The 17,015-nt window shown below is 69.1% G+C and carries 33 protein-coding genes; 29 read left to right on the top strand and 4 right to left on the bottom strand.

Annotated elements, in window-relative coordinates; genetic code table 11:
* Positions 1-10 precede the first annotated feature (10 nt).
* The 11 genes from ACZ39I_RS09870 (at position 11) to ACZ39I_RS09820 (ending at position 6,474) form a co-directional block, all read left to right on the top strand.
* The gene (locus ACZ39I_RS09870) at positions 11-232 is read left to right on the top strand and encodes a hypothetical protein (protein ID WP_467243940.1); all 222 of its coding nucleotides are present in this window, start codon (positions 11-13) and stop codon (positions 230-232) included.
* A gap of 67 nt (positions 233-299) precedes the next feature.
* Entirely contained in the window at positions 300-965 is a 666-nt protein-coding gene (locus ACZ39I_RS09865) for a hypothetical protein (protein WP_467243939.1), read from the top strand.
* Positions 966-983: 18 nt separating this feature from the next.
* On the top strand, positions 984-1,154 hold the full coding sequence (locus tag ACZ39I_RS09860) for a hypothetical protein (protein WP_467243938.1): 171 nt from the start codon (positions 984-986) through the stop codon (positions 1,152-1,154).
* On the top strand, positions 1,151-2,266 hold the full coding sequence (locus ACZ39I_RS09855) for a DNA polymerase III subunit beta (protein ID WP_467243937.1): 1,116 nt from the start codon (positions 1,151-1,153) through the stop codon (positions 2,264-2,266). The genes ACZ39I_RS09860 and ACZ39I_RS09855 overlap by 4 nt, the downstream gene beginning before the upstream one ends.
* 126 nt (positions 2,267-2,392) lie before the next feature.
* Complete coding sequence (locus tag ACZ39I_RS09850; RefSeq protein ID WP_467243936.1) at positions 2,393-2,536, top strand: hypothetical protein; 144 nt, start codon at positions 2,393-2,395, stop codon at positions 2,534-2,536.
* Positions 2,533-3,372: a PD-(D/E)XK nuclease-like domain-containing protein gene (locus ACZ39I_RS09845; RefSeq protein WP_467243935.1), complete on the top strand. Its 840-nt coding sequence runs from the start codon at positions 2,533-2,535 to the stop codon at positions 3,370-3,372. Before ACZ39I_RS09850 ends, ACZ39I_RS09845 begins: the two co-directional genes overlap by 4 nt.
* A gap of 9 nt (positions 3,373-3,381) precedes the next feature.
* On the top strand, positions 3,382-4,356 hold the full coding sequence (locus ACZ39I_RS09840; protein WP_467243934.1) for an AAA family ATPase: 975 nt from the start codon (positions 3,382-3,384) through the stop codon (positions 4,354-4,356).
* 60 nt (positions 4,357-4,416) lie between these two features.
* Positions 4,417-4,911, top strand: a complete 495-nt coding sequence (locus tag ACZ39I_RS09835) for a hypothetical protein (protein WP_467243933.1) — start codon at positions 4,417-4,419, stop codon at positions 4,909-4,911.
* Positions 4,908-5,282 carry a hypothetical protein gene (locus tag ACZ39I_RS09830; protein WP_467243932.1) on the top strand — a complete coding sequence of 125 codons (375 nt, stop codon included), beginning with the start codon at positions 4,908-4,910 and terminating at the stop codon, positions 5,280-5,282. Before ACZ39I_RS09835 ends, ACZ39I_RS09830 begins: the two co-directional genes overlap by 4 nt.
* Complete coding sequence (locus ACZ39I_RS09825) at positions 5,282-5,614, top strand: hypothetical protein (RefSeq protein WP_467243931.1); 333 nt, start codon at positions 5,282-5,284, stop codon at positions 5,612-5,614. The genes ACZ39I_RS09830 and ACZ39I_RS09825 overlap by 1 nt, the downstream gene beginning before the upstream one ends.
* Positions 5,611-6,474 carry a hypothetical protein gene (locus ACZ39I_RS09820; RefSeq protein ID WP_467243930.1) on the top strand — a complete coding sequence of 288 codons (864 nt, stop codon included), beginning with the start codon at positions 5,611-5,613 and terminating at the stop codon, positions 6,472-6,474. The genes ACZ39I_RS09825 and ACZ39I_RS09820 overlap by 4 nt, the downstream gene beginning before the upstream one ends.
* A gap of 56 nt (positions 6,475-6,530) precedes the next feature.
* Here ACZ39I_RS09820 and ACZ39I_RS09815 read toward each other — a convergent pair whose 3' ends face one another.
* The gene (locus ACZ39I_RS09815) at positions 6,531-6,746 is read right to left on the bottom strand and encodes a type II toxin-antitoxin system prevent-host-death family antitoxin (RefSeq protein WP_467243929.1); all 216 of its coding nucleotides are present in this window, start codon (positions 6,744-6,746) and stop codon (positions 6,531-6,533) included.
* 153 nt (positions 6,747-6,899) lie between these two features.
* Between ACZ39I_RS09815 and ACZ39I_RS09810 the strand changes: the two genes are divergently transcribed.
* The 18 genes from ACZ39I_RS09810 (at position 6,900) to ACZ39I_RS09725 (ending at position 15,306) form a co-directional block, all read left to right on the top strand.
* A complete protein-coding gene (locus tag ACZ39I_RS09810) occupies positions 6,900-8,234 on the top strand; it encodes an HNH endonuclease (RefSeq protein WP_467243928.1) in 1,335 nt (444 codons plus the stop codon).
* 33 nt (positions 8,235-8,267) lie between these two features.
* A complete protein-coding gene (locus ACZ39I_RS09805) occupies positions 8,268-9,149 on the top strand; it encodes a helix-turn-helix domain-containing protein (RefSeq protein ID WP_467243927.1) in 882 nt (293 codons plus the stop codon).
* Positions 9,146-9,790 (top strand): zinc finger domain-containing protein, encoded by a 645-nt coding sequence (locus tag ACZ39I_RS09800; RefSeq protein ID WP_467243926.1) that lies wholly within the window; start codon positions 9,146-9,148, stop codon positions 9,788-9,790. Before ACZ39I_RS09805 ends, ACZ39I_RS09800 begins: the two co-directional genes overlap by 4 nt.
* A complete protein-coding gene (locus tag ACZ39I_RS09795) occupies positions 9,787-10,110 on the top strand; it encodes a hypothetical protein (RefSeq protein ID WP_467243925.1) in 324 nt (107 codons plus the stop codon). Before ACZ39I_RS09800 ends, ACZ39I_RS09795 begins: the two co-directional genes overlap by 4 nt.
* Entirely contained in the window at positions 10,107-10,364 is a 258-nt protein-coding gene (locus ACZ39I_RS09790; RefSeq protein ID WP_467243924.1) for a hypothetical protein, read from the top strand. The genes ACZ39I_RS09795 and ACZ39I_RS09790 overlap by 4 nt, the downstream gene beginning before the upstream one ends.
* A complete protein-coding gene (locus ACZ39I_RS09785; protein ID WP_467243923.1) occupies positions 10,361-10,666 on the top strand; it encodes a zinc finger domain-containing protein in 306 nt (101 codons plus the stop codon). Before ACZ39I_RS09790 ends, ACZ39I_RS09785 begins: the two co-directional genes overlap by 4 nt.
* Positions 10,663-10,899, top strand: a complete 237-nt coding sequence (locus tag ACZ39I_RS09780) for a helix-turn-helix domain-containing protein (protein ID WP_467243922.1) — start codon at positions 10,663-10,665, stop codon at positions 10,897-10,899. Before ACZ39I_RS09785 ends, ACZ39I_RS09780 begins: the two co-directional genes overlap by 4 nt.
* A gap of 29 nt (positions 10,900-10,928) precedes the next feature.
* Positions 10,929-11,465: a hypothetical protein gene (locus ACZ39I_RS09775; protein ID WP_467243921.1), complete on the top strand. Its 537-nt coding sequence runs from the start codon at positions 10,929-10,931 to the stop codon at positions 11,463-11,465.
* Positions 11,462-11,881: a hypothetical protein gene (locus tag ACZ39I_RS09770; protein WP_467243920.1), complete on the top strand. Its 420-nt coding sequence runs from the start codon at positions 11,462-11,464 to the stop codon at positions 11,879-11,881. The genes ACZ39I_RS09775 and ACZ39I_RS09770 overlap by 4 nt, the downstream gene beginning before the upstream one ends.
* Before the next feature lie 106 nt (positions 11,882-11,987).
* Positions 11,988-12,251: a hypothetical protein gene (locus ACZ39I_RS09765; protein WP_467243919.1), complete on the top strand. Its 264-nt coding sequence runs from the start codon at positions 11,988-11,990 to the stop codon at positions 12,249-12,251.
* 122 nt (positions 12,252-12,373) lie between these two features.
* On the top strand, positions 12,374-12,874 hold the full coding sequence (locus ACZ39I_RS09760; RefSeq protein ID WP_467243918.1) for a hypothetical protein: 501 nt from the start codon (positions 12,374-12,376) through the stop codon (positions 12,872-12,874).
* Positions 12,871-13,092 (top strand): hypothetical protein, encoded by a 222-nt coding sequence (locus ACZ39I_RS09755; protein WP_467243917.1) that lies wholly within the window; start codon positions 12,871-12,873, stop codon positions 13,090-13,092. Before ACZ39I_RS09760 ends, ACZ39I_RS09755 begins: the two co-directional genes overlap by 4 nt.
* 157 nt (positions 13,093-13,249) lie before the next feature.
* Positions 13,250-13,651: a hypothetical protein gene (locus tag ACZ39I_RS09750; RefSeq protein WP_467243916.1), complete on the top strand. Its 402-nt coding sequence runs from the start codon at positions 13,250-13,252 to the stop codon at positions 13,649-13,651.
* A 73-nt stretch (positions 13,652-13,724) separates the two neighbouring features.
* Positions 13,725-13,997: a hypothetical protein gene (locus ACZ39I_RS09745; RefSeq protein WP_467243915.1), complete on the top strand. Its 273-nt coding sequence runs from the start codon at positions 13,725-13,727 to the stop codon at positions 13,995-13,997.
* 52 nt (positions 13,998-14,049) lie between these two features.
* Positions 14,050-14,244: a hypothetical protein gene (locus ACZ39I_RS09740; protein ID WP_467243914.1), complete on the top strand. Its 195-nt coding sequence runs from the start codon at positions 14,050-14,052 to the stop codon at positions 14,242-14,244.
* Positions 14,241-14,501: a helix-turn-helix domain-containing protein gene (locus tag ACZ39I_RS09735; RefSeq protein WP_467243913.1), complete on the top strand. Its 261-nt coding sequence runs from the start codon at positions 14,241-14,243 to the stop codon at positions 14,499-14,501. The genes ACZ39I_RS09740 and ACZ39I_RS09735 overlap by 4 nt, the downstream gene beginning before the upstream one ends.
* Positions 14,498-15,055: a hypothetical protein gene (locus tag ACZ39I_RS09730; RefSeq protein WP_467243912.1), complete on the top strand. Its 558-nt coding sequence runs from the start codon at positions 14,498-14,500 to the stop codon at positions 15,053-15,055. Before ACZ39I_RS09735 ends, ACZ39I_RS09730 begins: the two co-directional genes overlap by 4 nt.
* A 2-nt stretch (positions 15,056-15,057) precedes the next feature.
* Entirely contained in the window at positions 15,058-15,306 is a 249-nt protein-coding gene (locus ACZ39I_RS09725; RefSeq protein WP_467243911.1) for a hypothetical protein, read from the top strand.
* 50 nt (positions 15,307-15,356) lie between these two features.
* Here ACZ39I_RS09725 and ACZ39I_RS09720 read toward each other — a convergent pair whose 3' ends face one another.
* From ACZ39I_RS09720 to ACZ39I_RS09710, 3 genes are all read right to left on the bottom strand, one after another.
* Entirely contained in the window at positions 15,357-15,896 is a 540-nt protein-coding gene (locus tag ACZ39I_RS09720) for a hypothetical protein (protein WP_467243910.1), read from the bottom strand.
* A 121-nt stretch (positions 15,897-16,017) separates the two neighbouring features.
* The gene (locus ACZ39I_RS09715; protein WP_467243909.1) at positions 16,018-16,227 is read right to left on the bottom strand and encodes a hypothetical protein; all 210 of its coding nucleotides are present in this window, start codon (positions 16,225-16,227) and stop codon (positions 16,018-16,020) included.
* 198 nt (positions 16,228-16,425) lie between these two features.
* Positions 16,426-16,899, bottom strand: coding sequence for a DUF6083 domain-containing protein (locus tag ACZ39I_RS09710; RefSeq protein ID WP_467243908.1), 474 nt, complete (start codon positions 16,897-16,899; stop codon positions 16,426-16,428).
* Between the last annotated feature and the right edge of the window lie 116 nt (positions 16,900-17,015).

Raw genomic sequence — 17,015 nt, 5'->3', positions numbered from 1 at the left:
GAGACCTCTCATGCCCATCCGTCAGATCACCTGCCATGTCGCCGAATGCGACGTCTGCAGGCAGCGCCTCATCGTCGACGACGGCGAACTCCGCCTCGACACTCCCGAACAGGTCACCGACTGGGCCATCAGCTCGGAGTGGACCGGCCTCGGCGGCGGCCGGTTCGCCTGCATCGCCTCCGACACGGCGCACGACGACGCACGCGACAGCGGGGCGCTCAGCGCCGCCTGAACAAGAAGAAGCCCCGGATGTCTGTAGCACCCGGGGATTCGCCACCAGCTTCTCACGGAGGATCCCAGTGACCATCAAGACCGCCGCCGAACGCATCGCCGCCTTGCGCGACGAGTACGCCCGGCTGGGCGAGAACGTCGACCACCTGGCCGACCTCGACCTGCTGAACCGCGAGTTGGAGCGGACGCAGGGCGAGAGCCGGCGCCACGAGAACGCCTACAGCTCTCTACTCCAGGACCAGGCGAAGAGTGAGCGGGCAACGCGCACCGCGGCCCGGCGCGCCGCCGTGGAAGACAGGCAGGCGTGGGCCGGGATGTACCTGCACAACCTCGTCTCCCATTCCGCCCACAACATCAACGGGCTGATCCACCGGGCCGCTGAACTGCCCGACGGGCGCGTCCCGGTCGAGCTGACCCGCGAACTCAAGGCCGCCGCCGAGCGCGCCAAGTGGGCAATGTCCGGCCTCATCGGCGACCGGGGAAGCCAGTTCGACGATGTCCGGCGCCACAGCCAGCAGATCCAGCTGGTGGAGAAGCAGCGCGACGAGATCTGGCGCCTGCGCGACTTCGTCACCCAGCAGGGTCAGCGGCTTCACGTCGAGCACGGGCAGACCGGCAGCCGTGAGACGGGCTGGCGCTGCGAATGCACCGGCTGCGAGCTGATCCGCGCCATGGACGACGTCCCCGTCGAGCAGGCGGCCACCCCCACCATCTCCGCGGCCAAGGCCGCCTGACCCCGCCAGGAGACCGCCATGGACGCCACCCAGCTCGCCCTGTTCCCCGACACCGCCGTCACCGGCACCGGCAAGCCTGCACCGTGGCCGGCTGCCACCCCGGAGCCCGAGCCGGAGACGCAGGCCGTCGACGCCGACCAGCTCGCCTTCCAGGACGTCGAAGACGACAGCGAGGAGGAGGCGGCGTGAAAGCCAGGCTCGCACGACGCCAGCTCGCCGACCTCCTCGCCTGGACAGCTAGCCAGCTGGACGCCAAGCCCACGAACCCAGTCCTCGCAGGACTCCTCCTCGAGGCCAACGAGGACCAGGTGTCCATCTCCGGCACCAGCTACTGCGGCGATGCACGGGCCGCCCTGCCCGCCGACGTCATGGAACCAGGCCGCATCGTGATCCCAGGACGCATGTCCGCCCAGGTCATGGGCTCCTACAAGTCAGAGCTCGTGGAGCTCGCCGACGCCAACCAGCAACTGGAGATCACCGCCGAGAGGGACGTGTTCCGGCTGAGTGTCCTGCCGGCCCACGACTATCCGAGGCTGGCTGAACGCCGCGCCGTTGACGGCCACGTCGACGCAAACGATCTGATCGCCGCAGTGAAGCAGGTGGTGAAGGCCACCGACTACGACCTCAAATCGATCGGCAACGAACTGTGGCGGTCCGGCATCCAGTTCGTCGCTGATGGCGACCAACTGCTGATTTGGGCCACGGACCGCTACCGCATGACCGCCCAAACCATTCCGTGGACGCCGGGCCGGGATCACGGGCCGCTGGAAGCCCTTGTCGTTGGCCACTACTTGGAGGCCGCAGTCAAGGGGCTCGAGGGATCCATCGGCCTGTCCTTGGAAGGCAAGACGTTCGGGATCGGGGACCGGGTTCGCACCTCGACCATCGGCTTGATCGACGTCGGCAGCCGCATCCCATACAAGAAGTTCCCTGTCTCGGGTGCCACCGAGGCGGTCGTGCCGGTCGCCGAACTCGTCGAGACCGTGCGGCGCACAACCTTGGTCGCCGGAGACGGCAAGCCGAAGATCCTTCTCGGGTTTGGCGCCGACGACATCACCGTCCGCGCCGCGGGCGACGACACCGGTGCCGTTGCTCTCAACCACATCGACGGCCAGCACATCGACGGGCCACCGCTGCAGATCGCCTTCAAGTCGGGCTACCTACTCGACGCGCTCACCGCTGCTGACGTGCCCGAGGTGCGCATCAGCTTGACCACCCCGACCAGGCCGGCCGTCATCACCGCCGCCGACCCGGACGCCAGCAGCTACCGGCATGTCGTCATGCCGGTCCGCCTCCTCTGACCAACACCTCCAGACCGGCCGTGTCGAGTCCCCCCAACTCCGCGGCCACCCCAGGGCGGTTCGCCCCGCACCACCCCCCGGTCGGGGCGAACCGCCCGCCCACAGTCACATCTTCAGGAGAGTCACATGAGCACCGAAAGCACCACAAAGCAGGTCGCGCCACTGGCGTGTACCCGCTGCGGCGACAGCGACGGCCCGTTCACCAAAGACGGCCTGTGCGAGGAGTGCGAGCCCGAGACCGCCAGCGCCATGCGCGGGGCGAACCAGTGACCGCCGCGGTGGAGGTGGAAGCCGAGGTCGAGCCGGGCGTGTACGACAGCGTCCCGTCCGAGGTCTACCACGCCGATCCCGTACCTGGCGGCAGCCTTTCCTCGACCGGCGCCCGCAAGCTCGCCACCGAATGCCCGGCCGCCTTCAAGCACTGGCTCGACAACCCCGAGCCGGCCAAGAAGGAGTTCGACTTCGGCACCGCCGCCCACAAGGTCGTCCTTGGTGACGGCCCCGAACTCGTCCTCGTCGACCGCGACCGCTGGGACACCAACGAGGTCAAGGAGCGCATCAAGAAGATCCGCGCCGCCGGGAACATCCCGCTCAAGCAGGGGGACCTCGACAAGGTCAACGCGATGGCGGACGCCCTCCGACTCCACCCCGAAGCCGCCGAACTCCTTCAGCCCGGCAGCGGTGTCGCCGAACGCACCATCCTCTGGAACGACCGCGGAGTCTGGCGCCGCGTCCGCATCGACTGGGCACGCCACGACGGCACCCTCGTCGACTACAAGTCCTGCCGCTCCGCGAACCCCTCGAAGCTGACCAGCCACATCTTCGAATACGGCTACCACCAGCAGCAGGAGTACTACCGCGACGGCGCCCTGGAGTTCGGGCTCACCGAGCTGGTCTGCCCATTCAAGTTCATCTTCCAGGAGAAGGAACCGCCCTACCTGGTCTCGGTGATCGAGCTCGACTCGGCCGCGTGCGCCATCGGCAAGCACCTCAACGAGGTCGCCCTCAACACCTACGCCCTCTGCCGCGAAGCCGGCGAGTGGCCCGGCTACCTGCAGACCCCGCTCATCTCGCCGCCCGCCTGGCTTGAGCGCCAGTACCGCTAGGAGACCCGCATGTCCCAGCTCGGCAAGCCCGTCCAGACCAGTCGCCAGCCACAGCCGCAGGCCAGCGAGTACGACGACAACCTGTTCACCTTCAGCCCGGCCACCAAGGACGGCGCCAAGGCCCGCATCTCCATCCAGGGGCCGTCCGGGTCCGGCAAGACGTGGACCGGCCTGTCCGTCGCCAGCGGCCTGGCGGAGGGTGCACGCTTCGCCGTCATCGACACCGAGCGCGGCGCCGCAGCCCTCTACGTCAACGACCTCGCCGCCCAGTTCGACATCCTCCCGATGCGCCGCTTCGACCCGCGCAACCTGCCCAAGGCGCTGGCTGCAGCGGCACAGGCTGAGTACCCGGTCGTGATGGTCGACTCGCTGTCGCCCTTCTGGAACGGCCCGGAAGGAACCCTCGACCAGGTCGAGAAGGCCGCCAGCAAGTACGGCGGCAACAAATTCGCCGGCTGGAAAGACGGCGGCGAGATCCAGACGGAAATGATCGAAGCGCTCATGGCCTACCCCGGCCACGTCGTCGTGACCATGCGCTCCTCGATCAAGTGGGTGCTCGAAGACAACGAGCGCGGCAAGAAGGAGCCCGTCAACAAGGGCATGCGCGCCGAACAGCGCGAGGGCATCGAGTTCGAGTTCGGCGTCGCCACCGAGATGAACCAGGACAACCAGCTGCGCTTCATCAAGTCCCGCTGCCCCAGCTTCCGCGGCGTCCGCCTCGACCAGCCCGACGGGGCCCGGGACATCGCCAAGCCGTACCTCGACTGGCTTCGCGACGGCGCGAAGGACATCGACGTCACCGCCTGGATCGATGCGGCAAGCGACGAAGAGGCGACCGCTGAGGGGCTGCTGAAGCTCTACCGCGAGGTCGAGGCCGCCAGCTCTCTCGCCACCCCGCTGATGCACCCGCAGACCGGCCAGCCGACCAGCCTCGGCGCCTTCATCAAGGAGCGCGGCATCGCGCTCAAGAGCGCCCAGCAGTAACCGCCTCGGAGCTGCTCGCACCCGAAATGCGAGCAGCTCCGCTACCTCTAAGGACACCACATGCGCGCCTTCTACCGCGGCTACAGCGCCGCGACGGGTCGCAGGGCCAAGCAGGTCCGCCGCCTGCATGTAATGCGCGAGGACGGCAGGTTCGCCGGCAAGCAGGGCCTGTGCGGCGCCCCCGGATGGGGCGTCACCCAATCGCCGGCCGTCATCCTCGACCCGATCCCCGACGAGCCCCCGGACGGCCTGTCCTGGTGCAACTCCTGCGTCGGGCATGCCGCCCACCTCGTCGGCGTCCTCGCCGACACTGCAGCCGCCGTCGCCGCCCTGCACGAGCGCGGCCCCAAGCCGTCCACCACCCCGCCCGAGGGGCGCTGCGGACGCTGCTCCCAGACCCGCCCGCTCTGGCCCTTCTCCTGGGTGCCGGACGGCTGGATGGAGTTCAAGGAGATCCAGCTGTGCGCCCGCTGCCACAGCCTCTCCGCCCTCGAAGACGAAGACGGCCGCCTCGACTCGGGGCCGCTGCTCGACCGAATCGGAGCCACGTCATGACCCGTCGTCTGTCTGTCGCCGAGCGTCTCGCGTCCACCGAGAAGGACGCCCTCCTCAACGACATCGCCAAGCACTCCGAGTGGGACCGCTTCCTCGTCGAGCAGGCCGTCCTGCACTTCGGGGCGAACGTCACCGAGTTCTCCTGCAACGACTTCCGCACCGTCCTCCCCGACCTCGGACCCGGCTTCCTCGGCGCAGCAATCAACAGCCTGCGCTCGGCGAAAGTCATCGAGCACACCGGCCGGTACGTGCCGTCCACCAGCAAGGACACCCACGGGCACCCCATCGCTGTCTGGCGTCTCACCGTCAAGGGGCAGGTCATCGCCGCCAAACGCCGGGCCGCCCGCACGCAGAAGGCGAAGGCCGCCTGATGACCCCCGACCAGATCGACGCCGTCACCAACGCGGCCATCCGCATGCAGGAGCTCGGCGACCTGTACGGGCCCGGCATCATCCTCGGCTCCGGCCTCGTCGTCGCCTGGAGGGTCTCCCGGTGGATCTGCCGCCGCGGCCTCCAGCTCTGCGACTGGGCGCGCGAACGCCGCGAACTCCGCCGTACCCCGGCGGCCTTCGACAACCAGCCGCCCGCCGACGACGACCTGCTCATCCGCTGCCGATGCATCGCACGCGAACCCCTCGCCAGCCCCGACATCAGCCGCGCCGCCTACCGCTACCTGCGGGAGAAAGGAGACGAGACACCGTGACCACCGCCGTCAAGCCGCTGCCCGCCCACGGAACCTACGCCCGCGCCAACGGCAGCCCCCGCTACCGCAAGCCCTGCAAATGCGAGCCCTGCCTCATCGCCCGCCGCCGCCAGGACAAAAAATGGAAAGTCAGCCGGGCCCTCGGCAAGCCCGCCATGGTCGACGCAACGCCCGCCCGCGAACACCTCGCCGAACTGCGCAAAACCCGCACCTGGGCATCCATCTCCACCACAACCGGCATCGCCCAAAGCAACCTGTTCTACATCGCCAACGGCACCCGCAGCGAAGTCCAGCGGGCAACACGAGACGCCATCCTCGCAGTTCAGCCCGGGCCGAAGGCCGTCGACACCCTGCACATCGACGCCCTCGGATCGCGCCGCCGCCTCCAAGCCCTCATGACCGTCGGCCACTCCGTCCGCCTCATCGCCCGCGAATGCTCCATCGCCAAAGACCGGGCCCACGACATCGCCCTCGGACTGCAGCCCACCGTCCGCGCCGACGTCGCCCAACGCATCGCCGACGCCTACACGCGACTCGCCTTCCGGCCGGCCCCCGTCAACAAGTTCACCCAGCGCACCCGCAACCTCGCCGCCGCCCGCGGATGGCACGGCCCCCTCGCCTGGGACGACATCGACAACCCCAACGAGCAGCCCGACACCGAGCCGGCCGACGAAACGGAACTGAACCGCGACGAACTCGCCGCCCTACGGCGCAGCGAGGTCGAACACCTCAGCCGCTTCAACCTGTCCAGCCACGAGATCGCCCGCCGCCTCGACATCGCCGAGTCCACCGTCAACGGCATCCTGCGCGAACTCCGGGCCGGACAACGCCGCCAACGCACCAGCCAGCAAGCCGCCTGACCGCGCACGACAACGGCCCCGCAATGCGGGGCCGGAGGAGAGGAGGGGACGTGGGATCAGTCAGCAGACGGCTTCTCGACGAGGACGCGCTCCTCGCCCAGAGCGGTCAGGGCGCGCTCGTAGAAGTCCATGCCGACGATGACGGCGACGCGCTTCCCGCGGCTGGTCATGACGGTCGTCTCGTCGAAGTAGCGGGCGCGCTCGATCGCGTCGGCAAGCGAGTTGCGGACGTCGGCGATCTTCTCCTGGTGCTCCCTCTTGGGCGCGGTCATGTCGGCAGTGTACCTCACCGTATTCATGTACATAAGCGCGATGAGCGCTATGATGTACGCGAGACAGTGAACCTCGGAGCCAATTGGCCCGCCGGTTCCGCGACCCCAATTCGCCCTGCGCAACCCGAAACGCACTACCAAATCGAGGGACAAATGGCCGTCTCAAAGCGCCTCCGGTACGAGATCCTCCGCAGGGACTCACACACCTGCCGCTACTGCGGCGCGTCCGCCCCGGACGTCCCGCTGCGCGTCGATCACGTCACCCCCGTCGCGCTCGGCGGCACCGACGAACCGAGCAACCTCGTCACCAGCTGCGAACCCTGCAACAACGGCAAAAGCTCCTCGAACCCCGACGCGCCACTGGTGGCCAGCGTCTCGGATGACGCGCTCCGCTGGGCCGCCGCCATGGGGCAGGCCGTGGACGAACTGCGAGAGCAGCAAGCACCGAAGGTCGCATACCGCGAAGCCTTCCGAACCGCATGGAACGGATGGACCTGGGAGCGCGACGGGAAGAAGGAAACGTTCGACCTCCCCAAGGACTGGAAGGGGAGCCTCGACGCCTTCCGCGAGGCCGGCCTGCCACAGGACGTCTGGCCCGACATCGTCGAGAAGGCGATGACCAACAAGACGGTGAAGTCGGAGAACCTCTTCCGCTACTGCTGCGGCATCGGCTGGCGCATGGTCGGCGAACTCCAGGAGCGGGCGCGGGTGCTCGTCGGCGCTGCCGCAGGAGCCCCCGACGTCGACAATCGATCCGTCGTGCTGGAGGCGGCGTTCGCAGTCTGGGTCTCCGGCATGGACGACGGGGAAGGAGCTCCGTCCACTGAGCAGCGAGACGAGTTCCGGCGGAGCCTGGACGCGCTTTCCGATTGGGCCGTACTGGACCCGGGACGCATCGTCGAAGCAGCGCAGCATGCCGCCAACTTCGGCATTGCCAACATGGCCGAAGCGTTCAGGGATCTCGATCACTCCCGCATCTGGAGCGCATGGATTTCCGCGTGGCCCCAGACCTACGTGCCCGGTGAAAGCGGCGATCCGTGGGACGGCCGGTACGTCGGCGGCCCCGGTAAAGAGGCCATGGAGCTCGTGAAGGCGAAGATCGGGAAGCTCCTTGACGCCGAGGTCTCTGTGTTTCGTGCCATCCAGGCTGCCACTCACGCCGGCTTCCACAAGTCCACTCGAATCTATCGCGGCCTCGACTACGCCGACCTTGAGGCAGTTGACGAGCCGGGATGGGTGGCGCGCGCGATCGAACTGTGGCGGGTCGCCTTCACCGCCTCCGGTGAGCGCGAGCCGTCAGCAGAGGAAACCGCGCAGTTCACCGCCAACCTGCGCCGCATCGGCAATGACGGGGGCTTCTACGTCGTCGACGTCCACGAGGCAGCGGCTGCAGCTGGCAACTACCAGGACCCGGATCTGACCACCTCCTTGACGCGGCACCTGTCCGTGTTCGAGGCCGCGGCCAGTCCTCTCGCTCCTGCTGCCTGACGTCCGCCATCCCTGCGATCGGAAAGAGATCCCGTGAGCATCAAGGTCACCAACTGGGTGTGGGCCCGGTCCGAGTCCCGTAACGGGGCGCGGCTGGTCATGCTCGCGCTGGCCGACCGGGCGGACGACAAGGGCCTTGCCTGGCCTTCCATCGACGACCTCATGGATCGGACCAAGCTGTCTCGCCGCGCGGTCCAGAAGGGGATTGCCGCACTCGTCGAGGACGGCGAGTTGGTGGTCGAGAACGGCGGCGGCCGGCACCGCTCGAACCGCTACCGGATCATCCCCAAACCGTGCACATCTGACGCGGTTACTCCCGAGGAACAGCGCACATCTGACGCGGTATCGGACTCGGAAACAGCGCACTTTGAGCAGGAAACAGCGTCAGATCTGCGCGAAACAGCGCACTCTGCGACGCGAAACAGCGTCCAGAGTGCACCCGAACCACCAGTAGAACCGTCAAGGGAACCGTCAGGGAACCACCACAACAACCGGCCGGCTCGACAAGATCGACGCTCGGCGGCCCGAGGTGTGGAAGAAGCCCGGCTTCCCGAGGACATCACCCGCCTCCAGGACGCCATGAGCGGGGCCGGGATCAACCTGCCCTGGAAGTTCCTCGGCGACGACATGATCCGCGTGATCAACGACATCAAGCGACTTGGCATCCCGCTGATGGTCGAGCAAGCGCTCAAGGCCGAGCAGGGCGCCAACCCGCCGCCGTTCAGTTCCCGCTGGTTCTACGACGGCTGGCACGCGATGCGCACACCCGTCGAGCTCGGAAGCACCTCCGACGGCAGCAACGTCGTCGCACTCCGCAACTCGCTGACCGGCAGCCGCCAGCAGCAAGAGACCAACGACCTCTTCGACCGCGCCATGACGCGGGCCAAAGCCCGAATGGAGCAGGAATCCTCATGACCCCCGACGAAGCTGTGGTGCTCGCCCGCTACGTGCGGGCCCTGTGCCCCGGCCAGAAGTTCGACGAGTACACGCCCGACGCCTGGCACGACGTCCTCGCGGACTTCGCCCTCGCCGACGCCCGTGCCGCTGCTGCCGCTGTTGCCCGCAAGCAGCCGTTCGTCAGCCCCTCGGAGATCATCGCCGAGATCCGCAAGCAGCGAGACGAGCGTGCCGCGGACTTTCAGGGTCCTGGCCTGTCGGCGGAGATCCCGGACGCGGACCCGGACGACGTTCAGGCGTACCTCTCGGCGCTCCGCGGTATGCGGGTCCGTGCCGCGGACGGCATCGAGATGAAGCGCCGCCCCGTCGCCGAACTCGTCGCTGGCATCGGCCGCCAGGTCCCGGGTGAGATCGCCGCGGTGAAACGGCCGGGCCCGCTCGGAGCCGCGTGCCCGAAGTGCAAGGCGGCGATAGGCCGGCCGTGCCGGACTCCTGGCGGCAGCGAGCGTGCACCGCACGCAGCCCGAGCGGGCGACACGGACCCGGCCGCAGAGCAGGCCGAGATGGAACGCCGTAAGGCGGCTTCGGCTCGAAGCCTCGCCCGTGAGGTCGAGGACATCCCCGACGCGGTGATCGTCGACGAGGAGGCCGCCTCGTGAGCGCCGACTGGGAGCCCGAGGTCGAGGACATCAAGGCGATGCGCGCCGAGAGCGGCGGCGCGGACTTGCGGGCGTTCATGCGGGCGCAGATCGCCACCGGGAAGTCCCGCCGCCAACCCCCGGCAAAGCCCGCGGTGTTGAAGCCGCCCGGCCACCGTCCCGGCGCCTGGCCGACGGGCACCTCTCCGCCCGGCCCGCCTCCGGAGCGGTCCATCCCGAAGCCCGTCTGGGATGCGGCCATCCACCACTACCGCAACGAAGAGCACAACCCCGACCAGCCCTGCGACTGCGGCAACTGCCCTCCCGAGGAGACCCGATGACCAAGAAGCCCGACCTGACCATGACGCCCGACGAGCTCGCCATCGAACTCTTCATCAGTGGCCAGCTCATCACCGGCGGTCGAGCTGAAGCCGAGCGCCTCCTGAAGCAGATCAAGGACCGGCACGCCCACCAGCTCGCCGAGCAGCAGCGTGCGGCCGCCGACGAGTTGGATGCCGCGCTCGGGACCGCGACCGAAACCGCGTCGACCATGCGCAGCACCGCCGCCCTGATCGACCCGGAGGAGACCCGATGACCCTTCACGCCGGTGCCCCGATGCCCGAGTCCCTGCGGCATTTCATGCGCGCCAAGCAGGACCCGGCCCGCGCCGTCCCCTGCCCGCACTGCGGCGTGGCCGCGCACAAGCCGTGCCGGCTGCGCACCTCCGGCCGGCTTCTGACCGAGCCGCACCCGCAGCGCCGGTCCGCGTGGGCTGAGGCCACGGCCTGCTGCCCGCAGTGCCAGGTCACCCCAGAGGTTCCGTGCCACGAGGACGGCCGGGCCCGCACCACCGTCCACGACCGCCGCTACCAGGAAGCAGAGGCCACCGCCGCATGAGCGCCTGGCACGCCAGCAAGGAGACCTGGTCGACGGCCGACGACTCCGACATCGACTTCGTGGTCGAGCACCGGCTTCCCGACTGGGGGCTCACCCGGCTCGGCCGCCGCATCGCCGCCCGCCGGCTCGCCGAACAAGACGCTCCCGTCGACGAGGTCGCCGAACTCATCGGCGTGGACCGCCGCACCGTCTGGCGCTGGCGCGCAGAAGACCGAACCACCACCGCCGCCTGACCCGCCTCACCAATCCGAAGGAGCACCAGATGACCACCGCCGAAGACCACAAGCCCGAGGCCTGGTTCCACGAGATCGGCAGCGACGAGTGCCCGCACGGCGCCGAGCCCGACGACGACACCCCCGAGTGGGATGCCTGGGACGAGTTGACGTCCGCCCGCCACACCGGTAGCCCGCAGGACGTCCGCATCTGCCTCGACGCACCCGCCGGGAAGGCCTGTGGCGCCTGCTCCGAGGAGAACGGCGAGTTCGTTCCCTGGCTCGCCTGCTCGGCTCGCCCCCGAATTTGGACGGGCGCCGCCAAGCCCGAACCGGCAGCCGCCCAGGAGCCGCAGCACCGTCCGGTGACCGTTGACGTCGCCGACTTGGAGTGCCTGGAACGGGAGTGCGACGAGTACTTCACCGACGACGGCGACGAGATCCCCGGCAAGGAGTCCTGCTCGCACTTCCGCGAGATGGAGGCCTGCGAGGCCTGCTCGGATCTGCCGAACGCCGCCGAGTTTCCGGCCGTCGTCGCCTGGGCCGACTGCACGCAGCGCCTCGCAAAGGCGGGGGTGCAGCGATGAGCGACCAGCCCACTGACCGCCGCGAGCGGTACGCCACCCCACTGTTCGCGCTCATGCGACAGAACGGCTGGGACGGCGAGCACACCGAGCGCCTGGACCGCGAGATGGATCTCGTGCTCGACGCCGTTCTCGCCGTAGCCGACGCAGAGCAGGCCGAGCTCCGCCGTGAGAGGGACCTCGCCATCGCCCATGACCAGCAGCCGTACCCGACCGCATGGGCCTACGAGCAGGCCTGCAAGGCGCTGCGCCGGAAGACCGAAGCGATCGAGCGGGTGCTGGAGTTCGCCGCCAGCCTCGACGAGACCGCACGCCATCTGGCCGGGCCGGACGCGGTGCACCCGGTGGCCGCACGCATCCGGCACCTGCTCGACACGACGGGCGCCGAGGACGAGACGCCCGCCACTCCCGCCCCGTGAATGCCGCGAGCTGGGCGCGCAGCAACCGCGCCCAGCTCTGCCCCGCACCCTACCCGCGACCCCAGGAGCAACCCATGCACACCAACCACCGGAACGGAGCAGGCGCGTGAGGAATCGTTACGCGAGCCGGCGGGCCGAGACCGCGGTCGTGTACGGCGACGGCGCCCGACGCTGCGCCTGGTGCGGCGACCACATCGACCCCATCGACTGGTGCACCGGCTGCCAGACCGGCCAGAAGCCGTGCGCCACCACCGGCGGCCCGCACCGCCGGCTCCGCAAACGGTCCGACGCCGCCTTCTGCGATGCGGGCTGCCGCTCCGCCTACGCCAACGACAGCGGCCCGCAGCTGCTTTCCCGGCGCTACCGCTAGCCGCCTGACTGGCCCGCATCCCACGCCCGCGCACCCCACCCACACCCGGCCCGCCACTGCCCCCCGGGCCGGCCATCCCTGACCGTAGCCCGCCCGCCGGGCACGACCGAAAGAAGCCTCCGATGACCCAGCCCAAGCCCGCCACCGACCGAACCGAGCTCCGCGACCGCATCGCCCAGGCGCTATCCGACGCCCGCCGTCCCGGGCTCGGCGGCATGACCGAGGCCGCCGCGGTCGCGTACATGGCCGACGCCGTCCTGGCCGTGCTGCCTGCTGAACTCCTGCGAGCGCAGGCGGAGGCGTACCAGTACCGGACCGCGCTCCAAGGGGTGGCCCGCCGCGCCGCTGTGCTGCCCGCGAGCGTCGACCGAGCAGACGTGCGGTCGTGGAAGGCCGAGGCTCTGCTGCTGCACTTCACTGCCGAGGCCCACCGGCGCAAGTGGGACTACGACCGGGGCCTGGACGACGACGGCGTCCCGGTGAAGTCCGAGGCGTTCGACGCGCTGCACCGACTCGGCGAGGAGATGCGCGTTGAGCTGGAGAAGCTGCGTCGTGTGGCCGCCGAGACCCGCAACACCACCCCGCCTGCTGGTGGGGCGCCGCAGCCGAAGGAGGCCCCGTGACGGTCGCCGACTTCCAGCCCGGCTGCCGCTCCCGCAAGGGCCGCCCGCAGATGACCGTCGAGCAGCAGGCCCTCGCCGACGAACTGTCCCGTCGGGCCGCGCAGATGTGGGCCGAGTCGGACGGCGAGCTGTCGATTGCGGAGGCGGTGGAGCTGGCCGCGTTCCGCATGGGCGTCGAATCACCGCAAACCGGAACTGGATCAAGGAGTGAAGCATGACCGGGGATTCCCACACCACCAACTCGGCGCCAGGAACGGGCCCAGACGGCCCCAGGAGCGCCTCAACCCCCGCAGCCGGTATCTCGGGAGGGTTGAACCCCCAGAACGGGCCGCAGGCGGGCGCACACGGCTTTCAAGACGAGCAGGAGGCCCACTGATGCCCATATCCGTCGCCGAACTCGCCGACCTCCCCACCGCACCCACCCTGTCCCGCGCCCTCGCCGAAGCAGCCGGATACGCCGACCACGGACCCTTCCTCGCCCTCCGCCGCGCCCTCTTCGGCACCACCACCTTCGAGGACTTCGCGGCCGTCATCACCCCCGACCACGCCATCGCCGAAGGCGTCGCTCTCATCCTCATCGGCGGCCTCATCGACCCCGAAGTCACCGACCACGGCTGGCCCGACGAGACCTGGGAGGCCGGGTACTTCTCGCAGCGTGTCGGCCACGCCCACGAGGTGATCTCCGAATGGTTCGCCACCCACAACGAGCAGCAGCTGGCCCACCTGCTTGAGGCCGCCGCCGACCGGGCCCGGCAGATGGAAACCGCCGCCCGCTGACCCCGTCTCGTGCCGGGCTCGCACCGGGCCCGGCACACCGTCGACCCACACGAACCCAACCCAAGGAAGCCGCATGACCGAGCTGCAAGAAACCTGCATCTGGTGCCCCGGCCACCCGGCCATCCCCGCCAGCCAGTTCGACGAACACCTCACCCGCACACACCCATCCATCCCCGACCCCCACAACTCGGCGCCCTGCCGATCCCACGCCGAAATCGACACCCCCGACGGCGTCATCCGGGAGATCGCCTGCGGCCGAGAACGCCACCGGTGGGGCAAGCACCACAACGGCGACGCCCGCTGGACCTGCCCACCCCGCTGCGGATGCATCCGCCACACCCACTGACCCCCGCACGCCGGGCCCTCACCGGCCCGGCCCCCACCCGAAAGGCGCAGCTGTGACCGCACCGCAAACGCCCGTCTACCTCGACCCCGACCTCGCCGAAATCCTCACCCGCTGCTACCGCGGCCAACGCAAACGCGACGTCATCGCCAAAGCTGTCCGCATGCTCGCCACCGCCGACGGCCACCTCACACCCAACGGCCGCATCAAAGGCGCACCCAGCGGACGAACCCCCGGGAGGCGGACGTGAGATCACCCGGCTACACCGGCAAGCCCCTCAGCCCCGGCCAGACCGCCGCCCTCCGCCTCGCCGCATCCGGCTACACCAGCCGGCAGATCGCCACCCGCCTGGACACCACCGAGCAAGCCGTCCATCTGCGGCTGAAGGAAGCCCAGGTGCGGCTCGGCGCCCGCTCCCGCACCCACGCCGCCGTCATCGCCCTACGCCGAGCCGTCATCCACTTCGACGAACTCGACCTCAACGAGCCCGCCAGGAGAGCCGCATGACCGACCAGCCGACACTCCGGCCCGTCATCACCCCCGCCGAGCGCTGCGGCCAGTGGTCGCCCGGCCCCCTCGGGGCGCGCACCGAATGCGTCCTGCGCCCCGACCACTCCGGCAGCCACGCCGACAATCAAGGTGGCCGCTGGTGGCCGAACCCCGCCCGGACAACCCCGGACAACCCCGCCACCAGCAGCGACCCGACGGACAACCCGCTACGGGAACTGCAGGAGATGTACCGGCAGCAGTCCGCAGCGAACGCCGCCTACCGGCTGCAGATCGACGAACTCATCCGCCGCAACAGCGAGTACGCCAACCGGGGCATCAGCAACGGACAGCGCGCCTGCCAGCTCGCCGCCACCCTCCGCGAAGTCCTCGACGCGTTCGAGGCGTACTGGGCGCGCGCCAGCCACTCCGGGCCCGGCGAGACGACCGTGCAACCCGAACACTTCCAAGGATGGCGCGCCACCCTGAAGGCAGCTGGCGACGACGGGCCGTCCGTGCGGGAAGCCGCCGCCGACGACCGCGCGCACTGGACGCAGAAGTACGCGGGGGAGTGACCGTGACCGACACCCAGCCCCCGAAGCCGCCCATCACCGTGCAACGCCTCAGCTTTCCCGTCCCCGTCACCGCCGAACAGCTCCTCGACGCCGGGATCCCCCTCCCGCCCGGCATGGAACCACCCCCGCCCACACCCCGCTGGCCGTGGCACCGCCGCCTACGATGGAAGACCCGGGAAGCGGTCAGCGACGCGAGGGAACGCGTCGGATTCTGGATCGCCGGCTACACGCCCGACGACCCAGACTGGTGAGACATGACGAAGGCCCGACCCTCAGCGGGTCGGGCCTTCCGGCGTGCGCACTACGCCTGCGACCCGATCCCGTACTTCTCGACGAATGCCTCAACGGTCGCCCGGTCGCGCCGCATCGCCGCCATCAGCTGGTTCTTGCGGAACCCTTCACGGCCGGCCTCGATGACCTTCTCCCATCCGTCGCGGGGGAGTACGAGCCGTTCCACGATCAGGAATTCGATGATGTCCTCCAGGCAGGGGCGGAAGCGTTTCCCGCCCACCGGGAAGTGCAGCTGCGCCAGCGAGCGGCCCGTGTCGCAGCGGGGATCGTTCAGCTTCGAGAACATCTCCGACGTGGCGTCAACCTGCAGGTGGGCGTCCGGGTAGCCGTCGGCCTTGTCGCGCTCGTAGTCGTAGTGGAACAGGCCGTGCTTGGCGTCCTGGGACGGGAAGACGCCGAAGAACGACTTGTGGACCATCAGGTGCTCGCGTTCGGCGTCCAGGCGCAGTTGGAAGCTGACGTCCATCCACAGTTCGACCTTCGCTGCCCGCGGCCTGAGGCGGAACCGGTGCGCGGTCAGTGTTCGCTTGTCGAGCAGGTGTCCGAGCATGAAAAGGCGGTCGTCACCCACTTGGAGTGCGACCGCCTTTATCTGGACGTGATCAGCGATGGTGCAGTTCAGGAGAGTCTTGATCTCCGTCGTGAATCTCGTCGTCTGATCACGAAGCTTGTCAGAGATCAAGTGCACCGCCGATGGACACCCATAGCGAGTGGGCTTGTGCCGAGGAGAAGTCGCGGCGGCTGGCCATGTCGCGCAGCTGCGCATACGTCAAGCCGAGCCGGTCCAGTGCCGCATAGGCGGCCTCGCGGAATTCTTCCTCGGACACCTCGGTGATGACATCGTCGTCATGGTCCGAAGTTCGCTGCTCTTGGATGGTCATCTGAATCGCCCCTACCCCCCAGTAGCTTTCTCGACAACCTAGTCTCCCCTACGGGTCTGACAATGTGGCCTAGGCCACACTCGCCTGTCCAGTCGAAGACCACCATCGACTGAATCCTTCCCACTCGAGCATGAGCCGCACTCACCCGAGTAGCCGTCATATACGCATCCAGACGACATTGCGTTCGACAGACCAACCTCAGCCCACGTCCGGCAACTCGACCTCCCGCAGCAGAGGCAGCCTTTCAGCGTCCTGCCGCTGCGCCCGGCGCGCATTCTCCTCCCGCATGGCCGTCAGCCACCGCCACAAATCCACCGGCTCCAGGCCCGGACACACCAGACGGTGCGCAATCCGGCACACCACACCCGGCGCCGGCTCGGCATCCCCCGCATTCCAGGCAACACCATTCCCATCAACCACCCACCGCTGGCCCGGCGGCACAAAATGTGCCGGCAACACCTCCGCAGGATCCAACGGCTCAAGCAGCACCCACGCATCCGAATACGTCGGGAACCGGTCCGCCGTCAGCCCGCACTCCCGACAGACCGGCGGTGCCGGCGGCCCCGGAGCCGTCGCCCCCACACGCAACGCCTCCGCCCGATCCTCAACCACCTCGCGCTGATCCCAATACGCCTTGTCCAACCCAACGGCCGCGTCGCCGAAATCCCCCATACCGCGAGCGTGCGACGCCACTGCCCCCGACACACGGCGCCAACCAGACAGGACCCCCGCGCCCACACGGGCACAACACGACAGCCGAGACGACACACGGCTACCCCGTACCCACC

It is taken from the genome of Streptomyces sp. NPDC024687 (assembly GCF_055559055.1).
Note: the sequence above shows the minus strand (reverse complement) of the source record. Positions and strands in the feature narration are given on the sequence as shown.